At 61.4% G+C, this 16,589-nt stretch carries 21 protein-coding genes; 11 read left to right on the top strand and 10 right to left on the bottom strand.

Going from position 1 to position 16,589, the window contains the following annotated elements; all coding sequences use genetic code 11:
* Nucleotides 1-39: 39 nt before the first annotated feature.
* From NBG89_RS03835 to NBG89_RS03850, 4 genes are all read left to right on the top strand, one after another.
* Nucleotides 40-471, top strand: coding sequence for a MucR family transcriptional regulator (locus NBG89_RS03835; protein ID WP_007801148.1), 432 nt, complete (start codon nucleotides 40-42; stop codon nucleotides 469-471).
* A 190-nt stretch (nucleotides 472-661) separates the two neighbouring features.
* Nucleotides 662-1,120, top strand: a complete 459-nt coding sequence (locus tag NBG89_RS03840; protein WP_431321793.1) for a helix-turn-helix domain-containing protein — start codon at nucleotides 662-664, stop codon at nucleotides 1,118-1,120.
* 324 nt (nucleotides 1,121-1,444) lie between these two features.
* Entirely contained in the window at nucleotides 1,445-1,657 is a 213-nt protein-coding gene (locus NBG89_RS03845; protein ID WP_431321794.1) for a DUF6456 domain-containing protein, read from the top strand.
* Nucleotides 1,658-1,698: 41 nt separating this feature from the next.
* Nucleotides 1,699-1,929, top strand: coding sequence for a DUF6456 domain-containing protein (locus NBG89_RS03850; RefSeq protein WP_431322771.1), 231 nt, complete (start codon nucleotides 1,699-1,701; stop codon nucleotides 1,927-1,929).
* Between the two features lie 15 nt (nucleotides 1,930-1,944).
* On the opposite strand, the gene NBG89_RS03855 is transcribed toward NBG89_RS03850, so the two are convergent.
* Both NBG89_RS03855 and NBG89_RS03860 read right to left on the bottom strand, forming a co-directional pair.
* Nucleotides 1,945-2,367: a SufE family protein gene (locus tag NBG89_RS03855; RefSeq protein WP_431321795.1), complete on the bottom strand. Its 423-nt coding sequence runs from the start codon at nucleotides 2,365-2,367 to the stop codon at nucleotides 1,945-1,947.
* A 205-nt stretch (nucleotides 2,368-2,572) separates the two neighbouring features.
* Nucleotides 2,573-3,067: a DUF5330 domain-containing protein gene (locus NBG89_RS03860; RefSeq protein WP_431321796.1), complete on the bottom strand. Its 495-nt coding sequence runs from the start codon at nucleotides 3,065-3,067 to the stop codon at nucleotides 2,573-2,575.
* 461 nt (nucleotides 3,068-3,528) lie between these two features.
* Between NBG89_RS03860 and NBG89_RS03865 the strand changes: the two genes are divergently transcribed.
* Genes NBG89_RS03865 through NBG89_RS03875 form a run of 3 tightly spaced genes read left to right on the top strand, consistent with a single transcriptional unit; the run spans nucleotide 3,529 to nucleotide 6,371 of the window.
* The gene (locus NBG89_RS03865; protein ID WP_431321797.1) at nucleotides 3,529-5,061 is read left to right on the top strand and encodes a sensor histidine kinase; all 1,533 of its coding nucleotides are present in this window, start codon (nucleotides 3,529-3,531) and stop codon (nucleotides 5,059-5,061) included.
* Entirely contained in the window at nucleotides 5,033-5,965 is a 933-nt protein-coding gene (locus NBG89_RS03870) for a peptidoglycan-binding domain-containing protein (protein WP_431321798.1), read from the top strand. Before NBG89_RS03865 ends, NBG89_RS03870 begins: the two co-directional genes overlap by 29 nt.
* Nucleotides 5,966-6,014: 49 nt before the next feature.
* Nucleotides 6,015-6,371 (top strand): DUF1491 family protein, encoded by a 357-nt coding sequence (locus tag NBG89_RS03875; RefSeq protein ID WP_431321799.1) that lies wholly within the window; start codon nucleotides 6,015-6,017, stop codon nucleotides 6,369-6,371.
* A 6-nt stretch (nucleotides 6,372-6,377) separates the two neighbouring features.
* On the opposite strand, the gene NBG89_RS03880 is transcribed toward NBG89_RS03875, so the two are convergent.
* Both NBG89_RS03880 and NBG89_RS03885 read right to left on the bottom strand, forming a co-directional pair.
* Entirely contained in the window at nucleotides 6,378-7,391 is a 1,014-nt protein-coding gene (locus NBG89_RS03880) for a DUF2336 domain-containing protein (protein WP_431321800.1), read from the bottom strand.
* 180 nt (nucleotides 7,392-7,571) lie between these two features.
* On the bottom strand, nucleotides 7,572-7,778 hold the full coding sequence (locus NBG89_RS03885) for a hypothetical protein (RefSeq protein WP_431321801.1): 207 nt from the start codon (nucleotides 7,776-7,778) through the stop codon (nucleotides 7,572-7,574).
* Nucleotides 7,779-8,287: 509 nt separating this feature from the next.
* Here NBG89_RS03885 and NBG89_RS03890 point away from each other — a divergent pair.
* On the top strand, nucleotides 8,288-8,455 hold the full coding sequence (locus tag NBG89_RS03890; RefSeq protein ID WP_431321802.1) for a hypothetical protein: 168 nt from the start codon (nucleotides 8,288-8,290) through the stop codon (nucleotides 8,453-8,455).
* Nucleotides 8,456-8,465: 10 nt separating this feature from the next.
* Here the strand turns inward: NBG89_RS03890 and NBG89_RS03895 are convergent, their stop codons facing one another.
* From NBG89_RS03895 to NBG89_RS03910, 4 genes are all read right to left on the bottom strand, one after another.
* Nucleotides 8,466-9,020, bottom strand: coding sequence for a DUF1254 domain-containing protein (locus NBG89_RS03895; protein ID WP_431321803.1), 555 nt, complete (start codon nucleotides 9,018-9,020; stop codon nucleotides 8,466-8,468).
* A complete protein-coding gene (locus NBG89_RS03900; protein WP_431321804.1) occupies nucleotides 9,013-9,600 on the bottom strand; it encodes a DUF1214 domain-containing protein in 588 nt (195 codons plus the stop codon). Before NBG89_RS03900 ends, NBG89_RS03895 begins: the two co-directional genes overlap by 8 nt.
* A 391-nt stretch (nucleotides 9,601-9,991) precedes the next feature.
* Entirely contained in the window at nucleotides 9,992-10,672 is a 681-nt protein-coding gene (locus tag NBG89_RS03905; protein ID WP_431321805.1) for a peroxiredoxin-like family protein, read from the bottom strand.
* A 194-nt stretch (nucleotides 10,673-10,866) separates the two neighbouring features.
* Nucleotides 10,867-11,574: a helix-turn-helix transcriptional regulator gene (locus tag NBG89_RS03910; RefSeq protein ID WP_431321806.1), complete on the bottom strand. Its 708-nt coding sequence runs from the start codon at nucleotides 11,572-11,574 to the stop codon at nucleotides 10,867-10,869.
* A gap of 88 nt (nucleotides 11,575-11,662) precedes the next feature.
* Between NBG89_RS03910 and NBG89_RS03915 the strand changes: the two genes are divergently transcribed.
* On the top strand, nucleotides 11,663-12,061 hold the full coding sequence (locus tag NBG89_RS03915; RefSeq protein WP_431321807.1) for a VOC family protein: 399 nt from the start codon (nucleotides 11,663-11,665) through the stop codon (nucleotides 12,059-12,061).
* 133 nt (nucleotides 12,062-12,194) lie between these two features.
* Here the strand turns inward: NBG89_RS03915 and NBG89_RS03920 are convergent, their stop codons facing one another.
* Entirely contained in the window at nucleotides 12,195-14,333 is a 2,139-nt protein-coding gene (locus NBG89_RS03920) for a transglycosylase domain-containing protein (protein WP_088703795.1), read from the bottom strand.
* Between the two features lie 187 nt (nucleotides 14,334-14,520).
* On the opposite strand from NBG89_RS03920, the gene NBG89_RS03925 reads away from it, so the two are divergent.
* Nucleotides 14,521-15,009, top strand: a complete 489-nt coding sequence (locus tag NBG89_RS03925) for a YcgN family cysteine cluster protein (RefSeq protein ID WP_431322772.1) — start codon at nucleotides 14,521-14,523, stop codon at nucleotides 15,007-15,009.
* 7 nt (nucleotides 15,010-15,016) lie between these two features.
* Here NBG89_RS03925 and NBG89_RS03930 read toward each other — a convergent pair whose 3' ends face one another.
* A complete protein-coding gene (locus NBG89_RS03930; protein ID WP_431321808.1) occupies nucleotides 15,017-15,571 on the bottom strand; it encodes a TetR/AcrR family transcriptional regulator in 555 nt (184 codons plus the stop codon).
* Nucleotides 15,572-15,674: 103 nt separating this feature from the next.
* Here NBG89_RS03930 and NBG89_RS03935 point away from each other — a divergent pair, with 103 nt between their 5' ends.
* Nucleotides 15,675-16,589: an SDR family oxidoreductase gene (locus NBG89_RS03935; RefSeq protein ID WP_431321809.1), complete on the top strand. Its 915-nt coding sequence runs from the start codon at nucleotides 15,675-15,677 to the stop codon at nucleotides 16,587-16,589.

The following is a 16,589-nucleotide window of genomic DNA, read 5'->3' on the forward strand; positions in this document are numbered from 1 at the left end:
GTCGAGACCTTTGGAGCATTGAAACAGGAGAAACGTAATATGACGGATACTGCAGCCGGTAGCGGGCCGGAATTGCTGGTGGAGCTTACCGCAGATATTGTCGCCGCCTATGTCAGCAACCACGTTGTGCCAGTTGGCGATCTCGCTAACTTGATCTCGGACGTGCATTCGGCACTCAGCAACACGTCGACGCCGCAGACTGCAACAGCGGTCGTCGAGAAGCAGAAGCCGGCTGTATCGGTGCGCAAATCCGTCCAGGATGAGCAGATTACCTGCCTGGAATGCGGTGGCAACTTCAAGTCGCTGAAGCGCCATCTAATGACCCATCACAGCCTTTCGCCGGAAGAATACCGCGAGAAGTGGGAACTCCCTGTCGACTACCCGATGGTAGCGCCGGCCTATGCTGAAGCGCGTTCGCGCCTCGCAAAGGAAATGGGGCTCGGTCAGCGTCGCAAGCGCGGACGCGTTTGATTTTGCCAAGGATTTGATCCTGTAGAGCCGGGCGGAAGCCCGGCTTTTGTGTTTTTGGGGTGAATACATGTGGAAAATAATCCTATTTATTTCCGCCCGTTAAAGAAATTGACGAACAAAAACAACAGAAAGTTGCGCAGTTGCCTCATTGCTGTGCGTAGGAATTAATTCCTATTTTAGGAGTGTTCGTATGCCGATTGCAAATTTTGCTTTGCCAGGCGCCTCTGTGCCATCCTTTCCCCAAGTAGTAACGGCGCAAGGCGCGGCCTCTGGTTTTGCCTCGCCTCCCGCAACGATGTCTGTCCGCGCTGTGTGCCGGATCTGTGCGCAGATCACCACCGAGATGGTTATGCTTGCCAGCCATCGCATCCAGATGCGTCGGGATCGGCGCCGCACGCTCTGCCATATCAGGCAGATCGCCATGTATGTCTGCCATGTCGCTCTCCAGATCGCGCTTTATGAGATCGGTGGAGCCTTCGGCCGCGACCGCACGACGGTCGACATGCTTGCCATGTCGTCGAGGATCGCCGTGACGATCCGGCGTTCGACGAATTCGTCGCGGCCGTCGAACGGACGGTCAATTCTGTGTTTCGATCGAACGGGGTATTCGGGAATGAATGACGCGAACAAGGCCATGGTGAACTTTTGATCGGCCCTGTCACTGGACCTCGGCGATGGCTCGCTTCACATCGTTTCCGAAACTTTGCTGGTCGAGGCTGTATCTGCCGGGCTGGCTAGCCGCGGAAGCGGGCGGATTCGCTGTCGGGCGAAATGAGAAACTGCCCCCAACGTCAGTAACATTCCTGGGTGAGGCAATAGGAGGGGTCAATTCCTCGCTTCGCTTGACATTTGCCTGTACCCCGCTGCGCGCTCCTATCTCAGGCGTGCCGCCTCCCCGAGGGAGGAGGCCTTCATCGAACAGCATGGCGCAATCGGCCATTTTGCGGCCGAGGTGGGCGGCTGCCTGCAGCCCGTGGGGATTAACCGGGAGGAATCGCCGCTCTCAAGCCTTGCGCGATTGAAGGAGAAGAGTGGCGGGCCGTTTCTCCCGGTGGAGGCGCTTGCTGCTGGCGAACGGCTGCTTGCCGATTTCACGCGCGGTCAGTTACAGCCGCGGATCACCGCCTCCAGGGAACCGCGTCACGCAAGCCGTACGAATGGAGCCCGCGGCGGCATGGCGGCCTAACCGACAGCGCGATCGCCGCGCGGGTCGCGGTCAATCGCGCGCTGGAAGCGATGGGACCGGAGCTCGCCGGCGTGGCGCTTGATGTCTGCTGCTTCATGAAGGGGCTGGAGGCCGTCGAACGTGAGCGCCAGTGGCCAGTGCGTTCCGCCAAGCTGATGTTGCGGACGGCGTTGATGGCGCTGTCACGGCACTACAATCCACCCACGCCCGCACGCCGGCCCAGAATGGAGCATTGGGGTGCGGAGGGCTATCGGCCGGAATTGTATTCGTGATTGGTGCCGGGATGCCTAGGCCACCGCGCGCACGCGCGCTTCCTCGCGGATGCGATTGACCATCGAGCGCAAACCGTTGGCGCGCTGCGAGGAAAGGTGCTCGACGAGCCCGATCTTCGAGAACACGTCGAAGGCGTCAAGTGCTGCGATCTCAAAGGCCGCCTTGCCCGAGTAGGTCGCGAGCACGATGGCCACGAGTCCGCGCACGATATGCGCATCGGAGTCGCCTTCGAAGGTCATGACAGGATTGTCCGGGTCGCCCTCGGTATGTGTAACGAGCCAAACCTGGCTGGCGCAGCCCATGACCTTGTTGGCAGACGTCTTCTTGTCGTCAGGAAGGTCTGGAAGTGCCTTTCCGAGCTCGATCACATAGCGATAGCGATCTTCCCAGTCGTCGAGGAAGGAAAAGTCATCGAGGATCTGCTCAAGGGACGTCATGTATTGTGGCCTTTCGTTATCAAGATTTCATATAGGTGAAACGCGGCGAGATTTGAACCATTAAAAAGAAACGCCGCGAAGGATGGGCATCCTCGCGGCGCAGCAAACGCTGAAAATAAACAGGGCAGGCACGTCAGGCACGGGACTTTCCGCGGCTTGGCGGATGGCCGGTGCAAGCTTGGTTGCGGGAAATCCCGCGGAATTCTCAGGTGGCCGGACGCGGCGTCGGCAGCGGAATGGTACCGGTCGTCACGGTGTCGGAAACACTTTGATCGCCATCGTCAACCGGCGGGCGATAGGGCATTGGCTGGTTCAGCGTTGCGGTCCGTTCCTGCGCCACTGTCTGGGCCTCGGCATGGGAGGGCGCAAGTGCTGCGACGGGTGCGACCGACGCGTTCGCGGCAACGGCCGGCTTGGCAGCCTTGTCGTCGCCGAAGCGGCTGTCGAGAAGTTCGTAGGCGACTCGGGCGCCTTCACGGGCCCGATGGCCGAGCGCGGCCATGGTCTCGGCGCCCTTGACGCAGACCTCCGGCTTCTCGCCGCACATGCCGGTCACATAGTCATAGGCGCCTGTCGCCGCGACAAAGGCGTCGGAAAATTGCAATTTCGGTTGCGAACCGGTCGGGCTTTCGCCGCTGAAGAACGACAAGAGCACGAGCACAAGCCCGAACCAGAATGATCCTTTGATCAGAAACCACATAGTCGTTGCCCATCCTGTTTTCCCGTTCGGTCTTGCTGCCGAATCGGTCCGGTCTTCCGGTGTGCTTTGACCTTAGAGCAGAGTTGCGAATACCGGTTTTCGAAACTCGTCGGCATTTGCGGCAAATTTAGCTCGAATTTTAATGAATGGGATTTGCACCACATTTCAGTCAAATTGTAGTGACCGTCGTTAAGCATGTAACGGGTCTCTCCCTGTAATTGCAGGCAAACCTTGCGGCGAAGCTGCCACAAAGGTTAACGATAGGCTGAAATGTGAGCGAATTCCGTCGCTTACCGCCCGTTAACCGTAAAAACCAAAGCCGCTTCGAGATGCCCAAAAACGGGACATTTCGCTCTTTTGAGGTGTGGAGGCGGCTTTTCCCTTATCCTTTCTTTAAGCGCCCAAGGCCTATTGTCGGCCTTGGTAAAGAGCCTTTTTCGGGCGGGTATTGCGTGCGTGTAATGAGTAAGATCGCAGAGCGGGCGGCAGCCCTCGTGGACCGGGCAGTTGGAAGCTGGCTCTCCCGGACCGGAGGTGGTGCAGCCGTGCGTCAGCGCGAACTGATGATCCTGCGCCGGCTGGCGCTACTGTCGTCGGCGGCTCTCGTTGCAGCCCCCATCGGGCTCTCCTTGGTCACCAGTCCCGCCATCGCGCTGCCTGTGGGTGTCGCCACCGTATGCGCGGCCTTCCTGTTCTCCGCAGTGGGCAGCATTGCCCTGTCGCGCCAGAGCACGGCAACGGCTGCGGCCGCCCCGCCAATTGCAGAAGACTTCTTCATGGAGGCCACCGCCGGTCTCGCCTTCTTCCTCGATCCTCAGGGCAACGTCACCTCGGTCGGTGGCCGTGACAAGCGCGAGTTTCTCGCCTGGATGCGCGATCCGATCGGTAAGGGCTTTGTCGATCAGATACACGTCTCCGACCGTATCCTTTTTCTGCAGGCACTCGATCAGCTTCGCCAGGGTGAGGCGACTGCCGCAGTCGACCTGCGGCTGGAACGGCCTTCGGTCTCACGCGACAACAGGCAGTTTGCCTACCTGCGGATGGACCTGACGGCTCGGCAAGACAGCGACGGTGCTCTCTTCAGCGTGATTGCCCAGCTACGCGATGTCTCCTTGGAGCAGCAGTTGCGGCAGGAGGCGCAGAACCGTGCCGATGACGCCCGCTCGGCCAACGATGCAAAGTCGCGGTTCCTCGCCGCCGTCAGCCATGAGCTGCGCACGCCGCTCAATGCGATCCTCGGCTTCTCGGATATCCTGATCGGCGAATATTTCGGCAAGTTCGAGAATGAGCGCCAGCGGGAGTATGTCGGCCTCGTCAGGGATTCCGGCGCGCACTTGCTCTCGGTCGTCAACACCATGCTCGACATGAGCAAGATCGAAGCCGGGCGCTACGAGCTCTGCCTCGAACCCTTCGACATTGCATCCGTCGTTCGTTCTTGCGAGGCAATGCTGACATTGCAGGCGAAGACCAAGGGTGTCTCGCTGACGAGCCGGGTCCAGCGCGGTCTCGATGAGGTCGTAGCCGACCAGCGCGCGATCCAGCAGATCCTGATCAACCTGGTCGGCAATGCCGTGAAGTTCACGGATGCGGGCGGTGCGATCTCGATCGATGCGTCGATGCGCGACGGCGTCTTGAACCTCTGCGTCAGCGACACCGGCATCGGCATACCAAGCGACAAGCTGGAAATGCTCGGTCAACCTTTTGTCCAGATCCAGAATGATTATAGCCGCCGCTTCGAAGGGACGGGGCTCGGTCTGTCGCTGGTGAAGGGCTTGGTGGCGCTGCATGGCGGCGACTTCGCAATCGCCAGCACCCCCGGTGCCGGTACGATCATTACGATTTCCATTGCAGCGGATGGCTCTGGCATTCCGGCTGTGGGTACTGCCCGCAACGATCTTGTCGAGTTCCCGCCGCGACTGAAGGCTGCGCCGGCGCGAGCAGGCGTTTTGGAAGAGGGGCTTTTCGATGGCCGCGAGCAAGCGAAAATCGCCTAAGGGAAGGAGAGGTCGGCAGAAACGGCCGAGCCTCCTTCTCACCGGGGCAACCGTCGTCGGCGGTATCGGGCTGCAGGGCGCAAGCGCGCTCGGCGGCGTGATCGGCCGTAACCCGTCGGTCGCGGGCGGCACGGCAGCCTTCTTGGTCATCTTCAGCTTCGTCGCCGCCAACGCGCTCTGGTATCAGCCGGGCGCCCATCCGCACCCCTTCCTGCGCACGCGCGATGCGCTTTTCCCGAATGCGCTTGGTGGCCGCCCGGCCATCGAGGAGCAAAGCGGGAACGTCACGACCTTCAAGATCCAGCGGCAGGACGAGGCCGACGCCACGCAGACCAATGCGACGCCGCCGGCCGCTCCTGGTGGTCAGCAACGGAGCCAGATCGTCATGGACATCCAGACCGAGCTGGTACGGCGCGGCCTCTACAACGGCACACCGGATGGGGTCATCGGTCCGCGCACCAGCGCGGCGATCCTGTTCTTCGAAGAAACCGTGGGCATGCCGCAGACGGGCGAACCGACGCCCGATGTGCTGGCAGCGCTCAGAACCGACTCGGTCGGCCCCTCGGCGGTTCCGCTGGAAAAGCCGCCGGCCGACGTCACCTCGAAGGCATCTGCCGAGGACCCGGTCGCAGCCGCCATCCGCAGCGCCGAAAAGACCGTCAAGACCGCGCCGACACCGGCAAAAAAAGCCACGCCGTCCGCGGAGTTGTCGACCGTCGATCTCGTCCTGAAGATCCAGAAGGGCCTCAGCAACATGGCCTACGCCAACGTCGGCGTCGACGGCGTGCCCGGCGAACAGACACGCACCGCGATCCGCCACTTCCAGAAGCACTATAACCTTCCGGAGAATGGCGAGCCCAGCGAGGCGGTCCTGAAGAAGCTCAAGGAAATCGGCGCGCTATGAAGCGCATGCCCTGCATTGCCGCCATCCGTTTGTCTGCTATAGCTCGCCCATGAGATTGCGCACCGACATCTTCGTCTCCGCCCTTCTGCGTCGCGTTTTTGCCAGGGGCGACTTTGCCGCTGTCGAGGTGAAAGGCGCCGACGAGGCCGGCGCCGTGTTTATTCGCCAGCATTTCCGCGATGGTCTGGAGACGCTCTATGGCCCCGCGCCGCAAAGCCTGTTCGACGGGGAGACGAGCGGCGAGCGACTGTTCGAGCAGCGACTGACGCGGGAGGAGCCTGAGAGGGTCAGGGAACTCCTCGAGCGTGAACGCAAATTCGATCCTGATCTCTGGGTCGTCGAGCTCGAGGCTGATGATCTCGGTGATATCGTTCCGCTGGTTGATCAGCGGCAGAACCCGTTATAGGCAGGATCAGCGCGAGCGGGTGAAACGCCTGCCCCGGGCCGGCGGCACCTCGCGGGCCGAGTGGGCAGGTCCTGTTTCCTCGGGCAGATAGGTATAATTGTCGGCGCGACGCCAAGCCTCGACACGAGCGTTGCACTCTTCCGGATCAAGCCCGTCCAGCACCATCCATGCGCGCGTTACGCCGTGCTGCGGTTCCGCGAGGTGAGGATAAAGCTTTTCGAGCACGAAGACGGCGTCGAGGAAATCTATGCCGAGACTGATGAGCGTGGTCGCGAGCTGCTGTCCGGAGATATCGAGCATGATGCGCTCGGCAAGCCAGCGGCTTGCGGAAAGTCCGTCGGCAAGGGCTTTCGCAAAGAGCGCGGCCTCACGGTTGCGGGCGAAGCGCACGAGGAGGGCAGCCTGGATCGGCGACAGGTTGCGCAGGCCAAGGCGATCGCCTTCCGGACGGCTGACATGCCGTGCCAGTTCACGGATCTTGTCGCGCATTTCTTCTTCGTTGACGCGGCGAGCGGCAGCTTCCGCTTCCTCGAGGGATGTCGCGGCGGGCACTTCGGGCAGTACCACGAGGGGAGCCTCGATCTCGGCCGGTGCCGCCAGTCGCTGGTCAGTCTGGCGCAGTCCGACGAGAGCGTCGATAACGCGCGGCGAGAGAGCATTCCGGCTGACGATCGCCTTCATATGCGCACTGCCCTGGGTGCGCGCGATCGTGATCAGGGTTTCGTCGTCGATCGCCGGTGACGAGGTGAGGAAGGGGGCGGCGATGTCGATCGGCTGGGAGCCGACGAACAGTGCCACAGCCGCCGGAATCTGCGGGCATTGGGAAAGGGCAGCGACGGCCTGCCGTCTCGCCTCATCGGAAGATGCCTGAAACAACGGCGTGAAGAGTTCGGCGAATTGGCGCAGTTCAGAGCGGGTCGGCGGTTGCAATCCCTCGAAGCTGCTGACGGTCGCCATGAGAACCACGTCCTTCTTGCGGCTGGCGGATGGGGCCTCTAGGTCTCGGAACCGGTCACGCACAAGAACACACCCTGGAAACGCAAAAACGGGATGTCGCAGGACTGGACGCGGAGGGACGCCCCTTACCCCACATAGGTTATGAACAAATCCTACATGGGCAGGGTTAATGCTTACTAAAGACCTTCATGAATTTGTGCCGAAAGGACCCACCGCCGGCGGTTGCGGAAATTGCGTCCGAGACTAAAGCCCCTTATGTTCGCGCAGCGCTGCCAGAAGCCTTTCGGCACTGTTGTTTCCGGATTGGTAGAGGTCGAGCGCAGCGGAGGCTGCCAGTTGCGCCTCCGGGCTCTTGATGTCGATCCGCTTTTCCGCACACCAGGCATCGAGCGCATGGCGAAGCACATCGAGGTCCTCGGGGGAGAATGTCGAACCGATAAGCAAAGACATCTTGACCCCTCCTTGTCCGCAGCGAACGGAACGGTGCCCAGCCGAGCGGCCGTGAATTTTCTCCGACTATACAACTTTACCGGTATTGCTGGAGACCGCAATTGATATTTTTGTGACAGGAAATCGTGATCGGGAGATCCGACGGCACAACCTCCGTTAAGTATATGAATTAATGCTAATATCATTGCGCCGTTGTGGACCGAATCTTCTTGTGAGACGTTTGAAACCAAAAGACGGTCCGGCGCGTTTATAGAACGTCGTTGAAGTAGCTAGTGTTCACGCATGAAATTAACGATCTGTTAACGGTCATATGTCTCAATTCGGATATGAACGGCGGCCGAGCGCTTCGGTCGTCCGGTTTCACATCACGGTATTTCGAACAGGTGCCGTGAGAAAGGCGCGAATGCCTCGGAGCCCCGTATCAGGCTCTACAGGACGCGCTGGCTCGCATAGGCGGGCAGGGTGAGATTGCACAGTTCATCCGTCTCGGGCCGTGCATGGAGACGAGAATGGCAATAGTCGTCGCATTGGCGGACCGTCTGTCTCAGACGCGACGCCGCAAGGGCAAGAAACCAGTCGAGGCACAGATCCTGCTTTTCACCGGCGTGCGTTACGAGCGCCTGACGGAGAGTTCGAAGCGTTCCTCCGGGCATCGCGTTTCGCGGGCCAAAAAATAGATCGATTGCTTCAATTCGAGGAGCCGGCATATTCGTCGCAGCCGGCCTCCGCGAGAAAGTTCCGTGCGGCCGCGGCGAAGCTCGCCTGGGGCGCCAATGTCCTCAGCACCGCATAGCCTTCCGAACGCGTGCTTTCCACGAGAATGGTTTTCTGCAGATCCGGTGGCAAAGCCTTGCGAAGCTCGGTCAACTGGATCGGCGTTCCGACCAGAATATCCAGCGCACCGCCGACCGACGTCCTGTCATTCATGCTGAAGACCTCGTTCGAGGCCTCATCGTAGAGTGCTGTCGACCAGAACGGCACATTGCCTTTCGCAGTCAGCCGGACCGGATTTTCCTCAATGTCGAACGCGCAGACAGCGGTGCGGACAAAGGGATCGTCGTTGGAAAGTCCTGCCGCGTCATCGGTGGCCCCAAGCAGGTAGAACTTGTCGAGATCACCCTCGGACGCGACACGGGTCGCGGCATCCTTGCCAGTAAAGTGCGGCAGTGAGAGGATGATTACGAGATGCAGCAGTGCTGCCCCGAAAAGTCCCGCGAGGATGGCGAAGAGGATCCTAAGCATTGCCGCATCCGGTTTTCTGGAGCTTCGGCATAGCAAGGTCGATAACGCCGGAGCTACCGGCTGTCGGGGTGTCGAAAAGCGTCAGGACGAGCTGGAACGTGCCGGCGGCCGGCAGCGCGAGCCAATTGCCCGGCCGCGCCTGCGCGGAAATGTCGATTGAGAAGCTGCTGTCGGGCTGCCGCAGCACCGTCCAGGAGTTCATCGCGCCAGGAAGTCCCGTCCGCAGCGAGGCCGGGTTGCCGCTATTGTCAGCGGTAAACAGCGTCCAGATCCGGGCAGGTGGCGTCTGCCCCGTGATGCGATAGCTGCAGCCGGCATTCAGCCGCGCGCCGGCATCGTCGACCTTGGCGGTGAACATCAGGCCTTCGGCGTTTCCGTAAAGCAGGCGCCCGGCGCGCGCCCTGTGCGATTTAGCGTAAGGGTCGGCGCTTTCCGTCTGCAATTCGGGGAACGCCTCCCAGGCGCCGAGCTTGATCGCGCCGAAGCCGGCCGTTGCGTCCAGCGCGTAGAGCGAAATCATGATCCCGCCGCCAAAGGCGATAATCAAAGTCATCGCTATGAAGAGAGGAAACCGAAACACTATGCGCCCTTGAGAAACACGACAACCTTGAGAAACAAATCAGTTGAAAGGGTTACCACTGATTCTAGCTGGGCGGAATGGTCCAGGCGATTGTCGGTGGCGTATCCCGGTCGGAACGGACAGCCAAATCTCCGCGGCTTCTGCGAAAAGCGTCTTCCGGATGTCTGAATCTCATCCGCCGTGGGTCAAGGGCCGAGCATGAGTTAGCTTCGATATAAGGACATAAGCGCTCGCGGGCATTCCGGCCGTTTTCGGCCATCGGACGCGTCTGATCCGATTGAACTCTAACTGACAGCCCGTTGCGGTTGTTTGCGCTTTTAATCCTGACTATCAGCGGTCAAAATCCTTCCCGCCCGAGGAGGTGGTGCACGCTTGACGAATGGCGACGCCTTCAGCGTCGGAGGCTGCTGGCAGCGGCGAGCATTTCCGCCGCGTTTGGAAAGATGCAGAGGCTGTCAGGCCCGTCGTGCGCTTCAATTTGCACCCAGCGAACGATGCCATCGCCGTCGATGAGGAAGTGCCCGACAAGCTGTGTCGGGTGCCTTGCGAAGATGGCATGATCAACTTCAGTAAGCTCGAAGCCGTCTTGGGCGTTGAGTAAGGCATTGGCCGCCATCGGGTGTAACGCTTCCGGCAATTCGCCCGTCGGGTTAATGCGAGCGGCCTCGAATTGCTCCACGCTTGTCCGATAGGGCCATACTGGTTTCTCGCGGCTGTCCTCGGGCAGGAAGTCGCCGTGCGGCACGCCGAAGGCCCGGTGCGTGGAGCAATCCTGGTCACACAGGAGCACGGCCGGCGTCGGCCGGTGCTCGAAATATATGCGGGCGCGCTCCACCGGCGTGTTGATCACGGCAATTGTTTCCACCCCCGCGGCGCGCAGGGCAGGCTGTAGACTACCGAGTTGCCCCACCTGACGCCGGCAGAACGGGCAGTGCAACCCGCGGAAGAAGGCGATCAGAAAAGGGTGACCGTGGAGGCTCGCGAGTGAAACCGTTCCTTTTTGATTTGCCGACGGAAGTGCGAAGGCGGGTGCGTATTCCCCTGGTTGGAGCGGGCGCTTCTGGTCTCCCATGGCATTTGTCCTCTGCTAGGAGTTCAGGTGAATGCTGGGCTTGATCCAAGTCCAACACCTATCACGCCACGGCACCACTCGCTATGTTCACGGTGCAATCGGCTGGAGTGCGAAGCTTCAGAAGTCTTGCCACGTCCACGCCCCTTTTAGCGCGAAGCGGACATTGCATAGAGGCCGCTCTCGGGCCCAAGCGGTCATTGCACCTCACGGGATTTCCGCATTTCGGCATCGCGCCGCTGTTGCCATTGCTGCCTCAGCTTACTCCTGGACATGCCTATAGATTCATCGAGAATCTCGACTTTGAGGATACGTTCGGTGCGGAAATGACGGAAGGCTTGTTTCGATTGGCACCACGCGATCAAGAGGCTGTGCGTGTCGGCATAGCCGAGAAGCACAGGCCACACGATGCGGCTGGTAACCGCGCCATCCGCCGCGCGATAGTCGAGCGCAAGCTTGCGGCCTTCCCTGATCGCCAACCTGAGCGGACGCGTGTCGCGTGTCACGTCGCCGCCGACATCATCCGGTTTCATGCTGACGGCGGGTTGGGTAATATAGGGAAGAAAGTCCTGCGGCATGACCGATGTGATTTTGGCCATTACATCGCTCGCGGCATTCCGGATGGCCGCGTCGTTCAACCTTGCCACCATCTGAATGCCGAGCACGACGGCCTCGATCTCGTCAGGCGTCAGCATGAGCGGTGGCATGTCGTATCGCGGATCGAGGACGTAGCCGAACCCCGCTTCGCCTTCGATTGGAACACGCTGGGCAATCAGGTGTGCGATATCGCGGTAGACGGTTCGCCGCGCGACCTCAAGTTCATCCGCAAGCTCAGACGAGGTCACCGGGCGGCTCGACCGTCGAAGAATCTGGATGATCTGAAAAAGCCGATCTGCTTTTCGCATGCCTGATGACTCCTGCTGCCACAACGCTGTCAGCACGGCTGTGCAACAAAAGCAAGGAAAGAGATGGTCGTGCATCAGGGAGAAGATCATGAAGTTCGCATCCACCCGCCTCATTGCCTGGGATATCAACAGCATGGTGGCCTTTTATGAGCTTGTGACGGGCTGCCCCGCAGACTGGCTTGCGCCCGTCTTCGCCGAGATCGTCACCCCCGGCGCTAGCCTCGCGATCGGCAGCGCGGAAACCGTGGCCTTGTTTAGCGAGGGTAGCGCGGAGCCAGGAGCCAACCGGACGGCCATTCTCGAGTTCATGGTGCCGGACGTCGATGCGGAATTCGCGCGGCTCAAGGACCAGGTCACGGTCGTGCACGTACCCAAGGATTTGCCATGGGGCAATCGGACAGTGCAGTTTGCCGACCCCGAGGGGACACGCGTCGCCCTCTATACACCCGTAACCGACGCCGCGAGACGGCGTTTCGCTGGGCGTTGATTGGCCAAAGCCGTTGGCCGGAGCTTGTCTTTGAGGAACGTTCCGTGCGCAGGGGACCGCAACCAGCGCGACTCGCCGACCTCTTAGAGACCCCTTTCGCCACGTTGATCCTCATGTGCTCCCGGCGTCGGCCCTACCCGGCGCTCGCCACCTTTTGCGCGGCAAGCGGCGGTGCCAACTTCAATGCCTGCCCAAGCTCCTTGAGAATGCGCGTGGATTCGACCGAGAGCATCCGAGGGCGAACGAGGGGAGGCGGGCTGCCTTCCTCAGGCTTAGTGGCGGCAACGGTCTTGGCCGTCTTGTCGGGTGGCAGCGGCTGCGCGCCGGGAATCTGCCGGAGCGTGATGCCCTGGTGGGCATAGTCCATGGCGCGCTTGAAGGTCATGGCGGGCAGCGAGCCGCCGGTCATCTTGTTCGTCGAGGTGTAGTCGTCGTTGCCGAACCAGACAGCGGCCGTGTAGTTGCCGGTGTAGCCGATGAACCAGGCGTCGCGGTAAGCCTGCGTCGTGCCGGTCTTGCCGGCGGTCAGGATGCCGTTGTCGAGCGCTGCCTTCCGCGCCGTTCCGACATAGGGGACGCGCGACAGCATCTGGTTCATGTAGGTATCGGCCTTCTCGGAGAGCACCCGTTTGGCGGGTGGCTCGTCGTGGTCGAAGTCGTAGAGGACGTCGCCGCCGTAATCGAGGATCTGCGTGATGCCGTGACGGCGCGACTGGTAGCCGCCTGCCGGGAAGACGGCGTAGGCGGTCGCCTGGTCGAGCACGGTCACCTCGGAGGTGCCGATCGGGATCGTCACGTCGTCGCGGATCGGCGTCTCGACGCCGAGGTTTTTCGCCATGGCGCGGATCGGCTGGATACCGAGCTTCTCCTTGGCAAGCCGCACCGGGATGGTGTTGATCGACTGGGCGATGGCGGTCGCGATGGTGATGCGGCCGGCATATTTGTTGGCGTAGTTGTGCGGGCTCCAGTTGCCCCAGTAGATCGGCGCGTCGACGACGATGGTATCGGGCGTCATGCCACTCTCCATCGCTACGGAATAGGTGTAGACCTTGAAGGACGAGCCCGGCTGGCGCAGCGCCTTGGTGGCGCGGTTGAACTGGCTTTCGCCATAATCCCGGCCGCCGACCATGGCCCGTACCGCGCCCCCGTTTTCGATCACCACCATCGCGCCCTGCTTGGCGTGATAGCTCTCGCCATATTCGCGCAACGACGTCTCGACGGAATCTTCGGCGGCACTCTGCAGGCCCATGTCGATCGTGGTCCGAACGACCAGCGAATGCTGGTGGAAGCGCGGCGACAGGCGCATCACCTCGTCAAACGCCCAGTCGAGGAAGAAATCGGGCGATTCCACCTGGTTGCGGTCGACGACCGTCGCCGGATTGCGCCGGGCGGCGATCACCTGGCCCTCGGTCATCAGGCCGCTCTGTACGAGGTTGGTCAGCACCTCGTTGGCGCGACCGCGCGCCGCCGGCAGGTTGACGTGCGGCGCATATTTCGCCGGCGCCTTGAACAGGCCGGCGAGCATCGCGGATTCCGCCAGATTGACGTCGGTGATGCTCTTGCCGAAATAGAACTGCGCCGCCGCGGCAGCGCCGAAGGTACCGCCGCCCATATAGGCGCGGTCGAGATAGGTGGAGAGGATTTCCTTCTTGGAGAGGTTGGCTTCGAGCCAGAGCGCCAGGAAGGCTTCCGTGATCTTTCGGTCGATCGAGCGTTCGTTGGAAAGGAACAGGTTCTTGGCGAGCTGCTGCGTCAGCGTCGAGCCGCCCTGCACGACTTCGCCGGCCTGGGCGTTGGTGACGAGCGCGCGGAAGAGGCCGATGACGTCGATGCCGAAGTGATCGAAGAAGCGCCGGTCCTCGGTCGCCAGCACCGACTTGATCAGCGCGTCGGGCAGTTCATCGATCGGCACGGAGTTCTGGTGGATGACGCCGCGATGGCCGATGACGTTGCCATAGCGATCGAGGAAGGTGACGGCGTAGTCGCCGCGATTGCGCCAATCTTCCTTGGTAGCCTCGAAGGCAGGCTGGGCGAGGGTGAGCATCAGGACGGCGCCGACGGAACCCCATGTCAGGCCTTCGCCGGCCAGTTCGAAGACGATGCGCTTCCAGCCGCGGACACGAAAGCGGCGGAAGAAGATGGTGATGTCTTCCCAGATCTCGGCGGAGCGAAAACCGGCGTTCCAGATGGTCGAATCGATCCACGAGTCGATCTTCAAAAGCAGGTGGCGTTGCTTGCGCGGCCGTTTTTCTGGATTGTCCGGATCCGTCACGTCTTATATTCCCGCCCGATCAGTCACTTCGACGTCGGAGGAACCTGACGCCGGACTATGGCAAATCTGCCGACAGTGCCCCGGCGTAACCGGAGCTTGGTGAATCATTGGTTGATTTGCCTGACAAGAACAAGAGAAATGGGAGCTCTCACGCGATTTTGCGCGGAGCTGTTGCAAGAACGGAATGATGGAAGACATACCCTTCTGGAAGACGAAGACGCTCGCCGAGATGACGACGACCGAGTGGGAGAGCGTATGCGACGGCTGCGGACTCTGTTGTCTGAACAAGCTCGAGGAGTGGGATAGCGGCGACATCTACTTCACCTCGATCCGCTGCAAGCTGCTCGACGATCAGAGCTGTCGCTGTTCCTCTTATGAGAACCGTTGGGATTTCGTGCCTGATTGCGTCCAGCTCACCAAGGAAAACGTCGACGAGATCGCCTGGCTGCCGCCGACCTGCGGCTACCGGCTGATCAACGAGGGGCGCGATCTCTACTGGTGGCATCCGCTGGTGTCAGGCGATCCCCAGACCGTGCATGCGGCCGGCATTTCGGCACGCGGCCGGACAATCAGCGAAACCGAGGTCAAGGTCGACGACTTCGAGGATTACGTGGTGGATTGGCCGCTGACGGTGGGTGACGAACCGCGGGCACAGGAGCCAGAAACGGCCAAGTAGTGCCGGGCTAGGCGACAGTCTCAAGAAACTGGCCTAGCTCTCCACGCACATAGTCTTCGATCGAGCCCTGCGGCTCGAAGCCCCACCAGAGCAGGCAGCCCTGCCACTGGGAGAGCATCAGCCGTCCAAGCGGGGCTTTCCCTTGGGCGCCAAGGCATTGGTCGAGTGCTGCGGCCAGTGTCTTTCCCCAGGCCGCGCCGCGTGCGCGCAACGCGGGATCGCGCAGATCCTCCCTGAGTACCAGCAGGCCTTCCGCGTAAGATGCGGCATCCTCGCCGTAGTCCTTGGAAAGTCCGGCGAGCAGGTCGATGGCGCCTTCGGGCGTCTCGGGAACAGACTGGATCAGCCGGGCCGTTTCCATGTCCAGCCGGTCCCAGGCGCGCAACAGGCAGGCCCGCAGCATCGCCGCCTTGGCACCGAAGCGCTGCACCAGCGTCGAGCCCGAAAGACCGCTGATCTTCGCCACCGCGCCGAAGCTCGCTGCGTCTGGGCCTTCCGCATGGACGAGGCCTAGAACCATATCGAGAAGCTGCTCGTCGGAGAGCGTGCGGGGGCGCGGCATGAAGTTTCCTCTTGCGTTCACGACGAATATGAACGAACGTTCGTTTATATTCAAGCGGAATGGTAAAAGACCATTGGCTGGTTCCAGCGTGGAGGACAAGCACGTGACAGCAGCGCTTTCAGGAAAGATCGCCCTTGTGGCCGGCGGCACGCGCGGTGCCGGTCGCGGGATTGCCGTGGAACTCGGCTCCGCCGGCGCAACGGTCTACGTTACCGGTCGCACGACGCGAGCAAGGCAGTCGGAATACGGACGCCCGGAGACGATCGAGGAGACGGCCGAGATGGTAACCGCTGCAGGCGGCGAGGGGATCGCCGTTCGCGTTGATCATACCGTGCCGGCCGAGGTCGAGGCGCTGGTCGACCGCATCCGCCGCGAACAGGGCCGGCTCGATATCCTGGTCAACGATATCTGGGGCGGCGAGCACCTGACGGAATGGAACAAGCCGGTCTGGGAGCACTCGCTGGACAAGGGGTTGCATATGCTGCGGCTGGCGATCGACACGCATCTGATCACCGCGCATTTCGCCCTGGCGTTGATGATCGAGTGTCCCGGTGGGCTGCTGGTCGAACTGACTGACGGCACCGCCGAATACAATGCCACGCATTATCGCCTCTGCCCCTACTACGACCTCGTCAAGACGGGCGTGATCCGCATGGCCTGGACGCACTCCAAGGATCTCGCCCCGCATGGCGCGACAGCGGTGGCGCTGACGCCCGGCTGGATGCGCTCCGAAATGATGCTCGATATCTTCAGCGTCACCGAGGAGAACTGGCGCGACGCGACGTCAGTACAGCCGCACTTCGTCATCTCCGAGACGCCGCGCTTCACCGGCCGGGCGGTCGCAGCCCTTGCCGCCGATCCCGAACGCGCCCGCTGGAACGGCCAGTCGCTTTCGAGCGGCGGACTCGCCAAGGTTTATGGCTTTGACGACGTGGACGGTTCACGGCCGGATTGCTGGCGCTACATGGACGAGGTGATGGACGCAGGCAAGCCCGCCGATGCCAGCGGTTATCGCTAG

The sequence above is a fragment of the Rhizobium sp. YTU87027 genome (genome assembly GCF_050644135.1).
GTDB lineage: Bacteria > Pseudomonadota > Alphaproteobacteria > Rhizobiales > Rhizobiaceae > Rhizobium.

Coding starts and splice junctions, on each gene's coding strand:
- NBG89_RS03910 (WP_431321806.1), bottom strand. CDS start 11,574: ATGCGAAAAGCAGATCGGCTTTTTCAGATCATCCAGATTCTTCGACGG.
- NBG89_RS03890 (WP_431321802.1), top strand. CDS start 8,288: ATGGCAATAGTCGTCGCATTGGCGGACCGTCTGTCTCAGACGCGACGC.
- NBG89_RS03865 (WP_431321797.1), top strand. CDS start 3,529: ATGAGTAAGATCGCAGAGCGGGCGGCAGCCCTCGTGGACCGGGCAGTT.
- NBG89_RS03835 (WP_007801148.1), top strand. CDS start 40: ATGACGGATACTGCAGCCGGTAGCGGGCCGGAATTGCTGGTGGAGCTT.
- NBG89_RS03905 (WP_431321805.1), bottom strand. CDS start 10,672: ATGGGAGACCAGAAGCGCCCGCTCCAACCAGGGGAATACGCACCCGCC.
- NBG89_RS03875 (WP_431321799.1), top strand. CDS start 6,015: ATGAGATTGCGCACCGACATCTTCGTCTCCGCCCTTCTGCGTCGCGTT.
- NBG89_RS03840 (WP_431321793.1), top strand. CDS start 662: ATGCCGATTGCAAATTTTGCTTTGCCAGGCGCCTCTGTGCCATCCTTT.
- NBG89_RS03930 (WP_431321808.1), bottom strand. CDS start 15,571: ATGCCGCGCCCCCGCACGCTCTCCGACGAGCAGCTTCTCGATATGGTT.
- NBG89_RS03860 (WP_431321796.1), bottom strand. CDS start 3,067: ATGTGGTTTCTGATCAAAGGATCATTCTGGTTCGGGCTTGTGCTCGTG.
- NBG89_RS03870 (WP_431321798.1), top strand. CDS start 5,033: ATGGCCGCGAGCAAGCGAAAATCGCCTAAGGGAAGGAGAGGTCGGCAG.
- NBG89_RS03895 (WP_431321803.1), bottom strand. CDS start 9,020: ATGCTTAGGATCCTCTTCGCCATCCTCGCGGGACTTTTCGGGGCAGCA.
- NBG89_RS03855 (WP_431321795.1), bottom strand. CDS start 2,367: ATGACGTCCCTTGAGCAGATCCTCGATGACTTTTCCTTCCTCGACGAC.
- NBG89_RS03925 (WP_431322772.1), top strand. CDS start 14,521: ATGGAAGACATACCCTTCTGGAAGACGAAGACGCTCGCCGAGATGACG.
- NBG89_RS03915 (WP_431321807.1), top strand. CDS start 11,663: ATGAAGTTCGCATCCACCCGCCTCATTGCCTGGGATATCAACAGCATG.
- NBG89_RS03885 (WP_431321801.1), bottom strand. CDS start 7,778: ATGTCTTTGCTTATCGGTTCGACATTCTCCCCCGAGGACCTCGATGTG.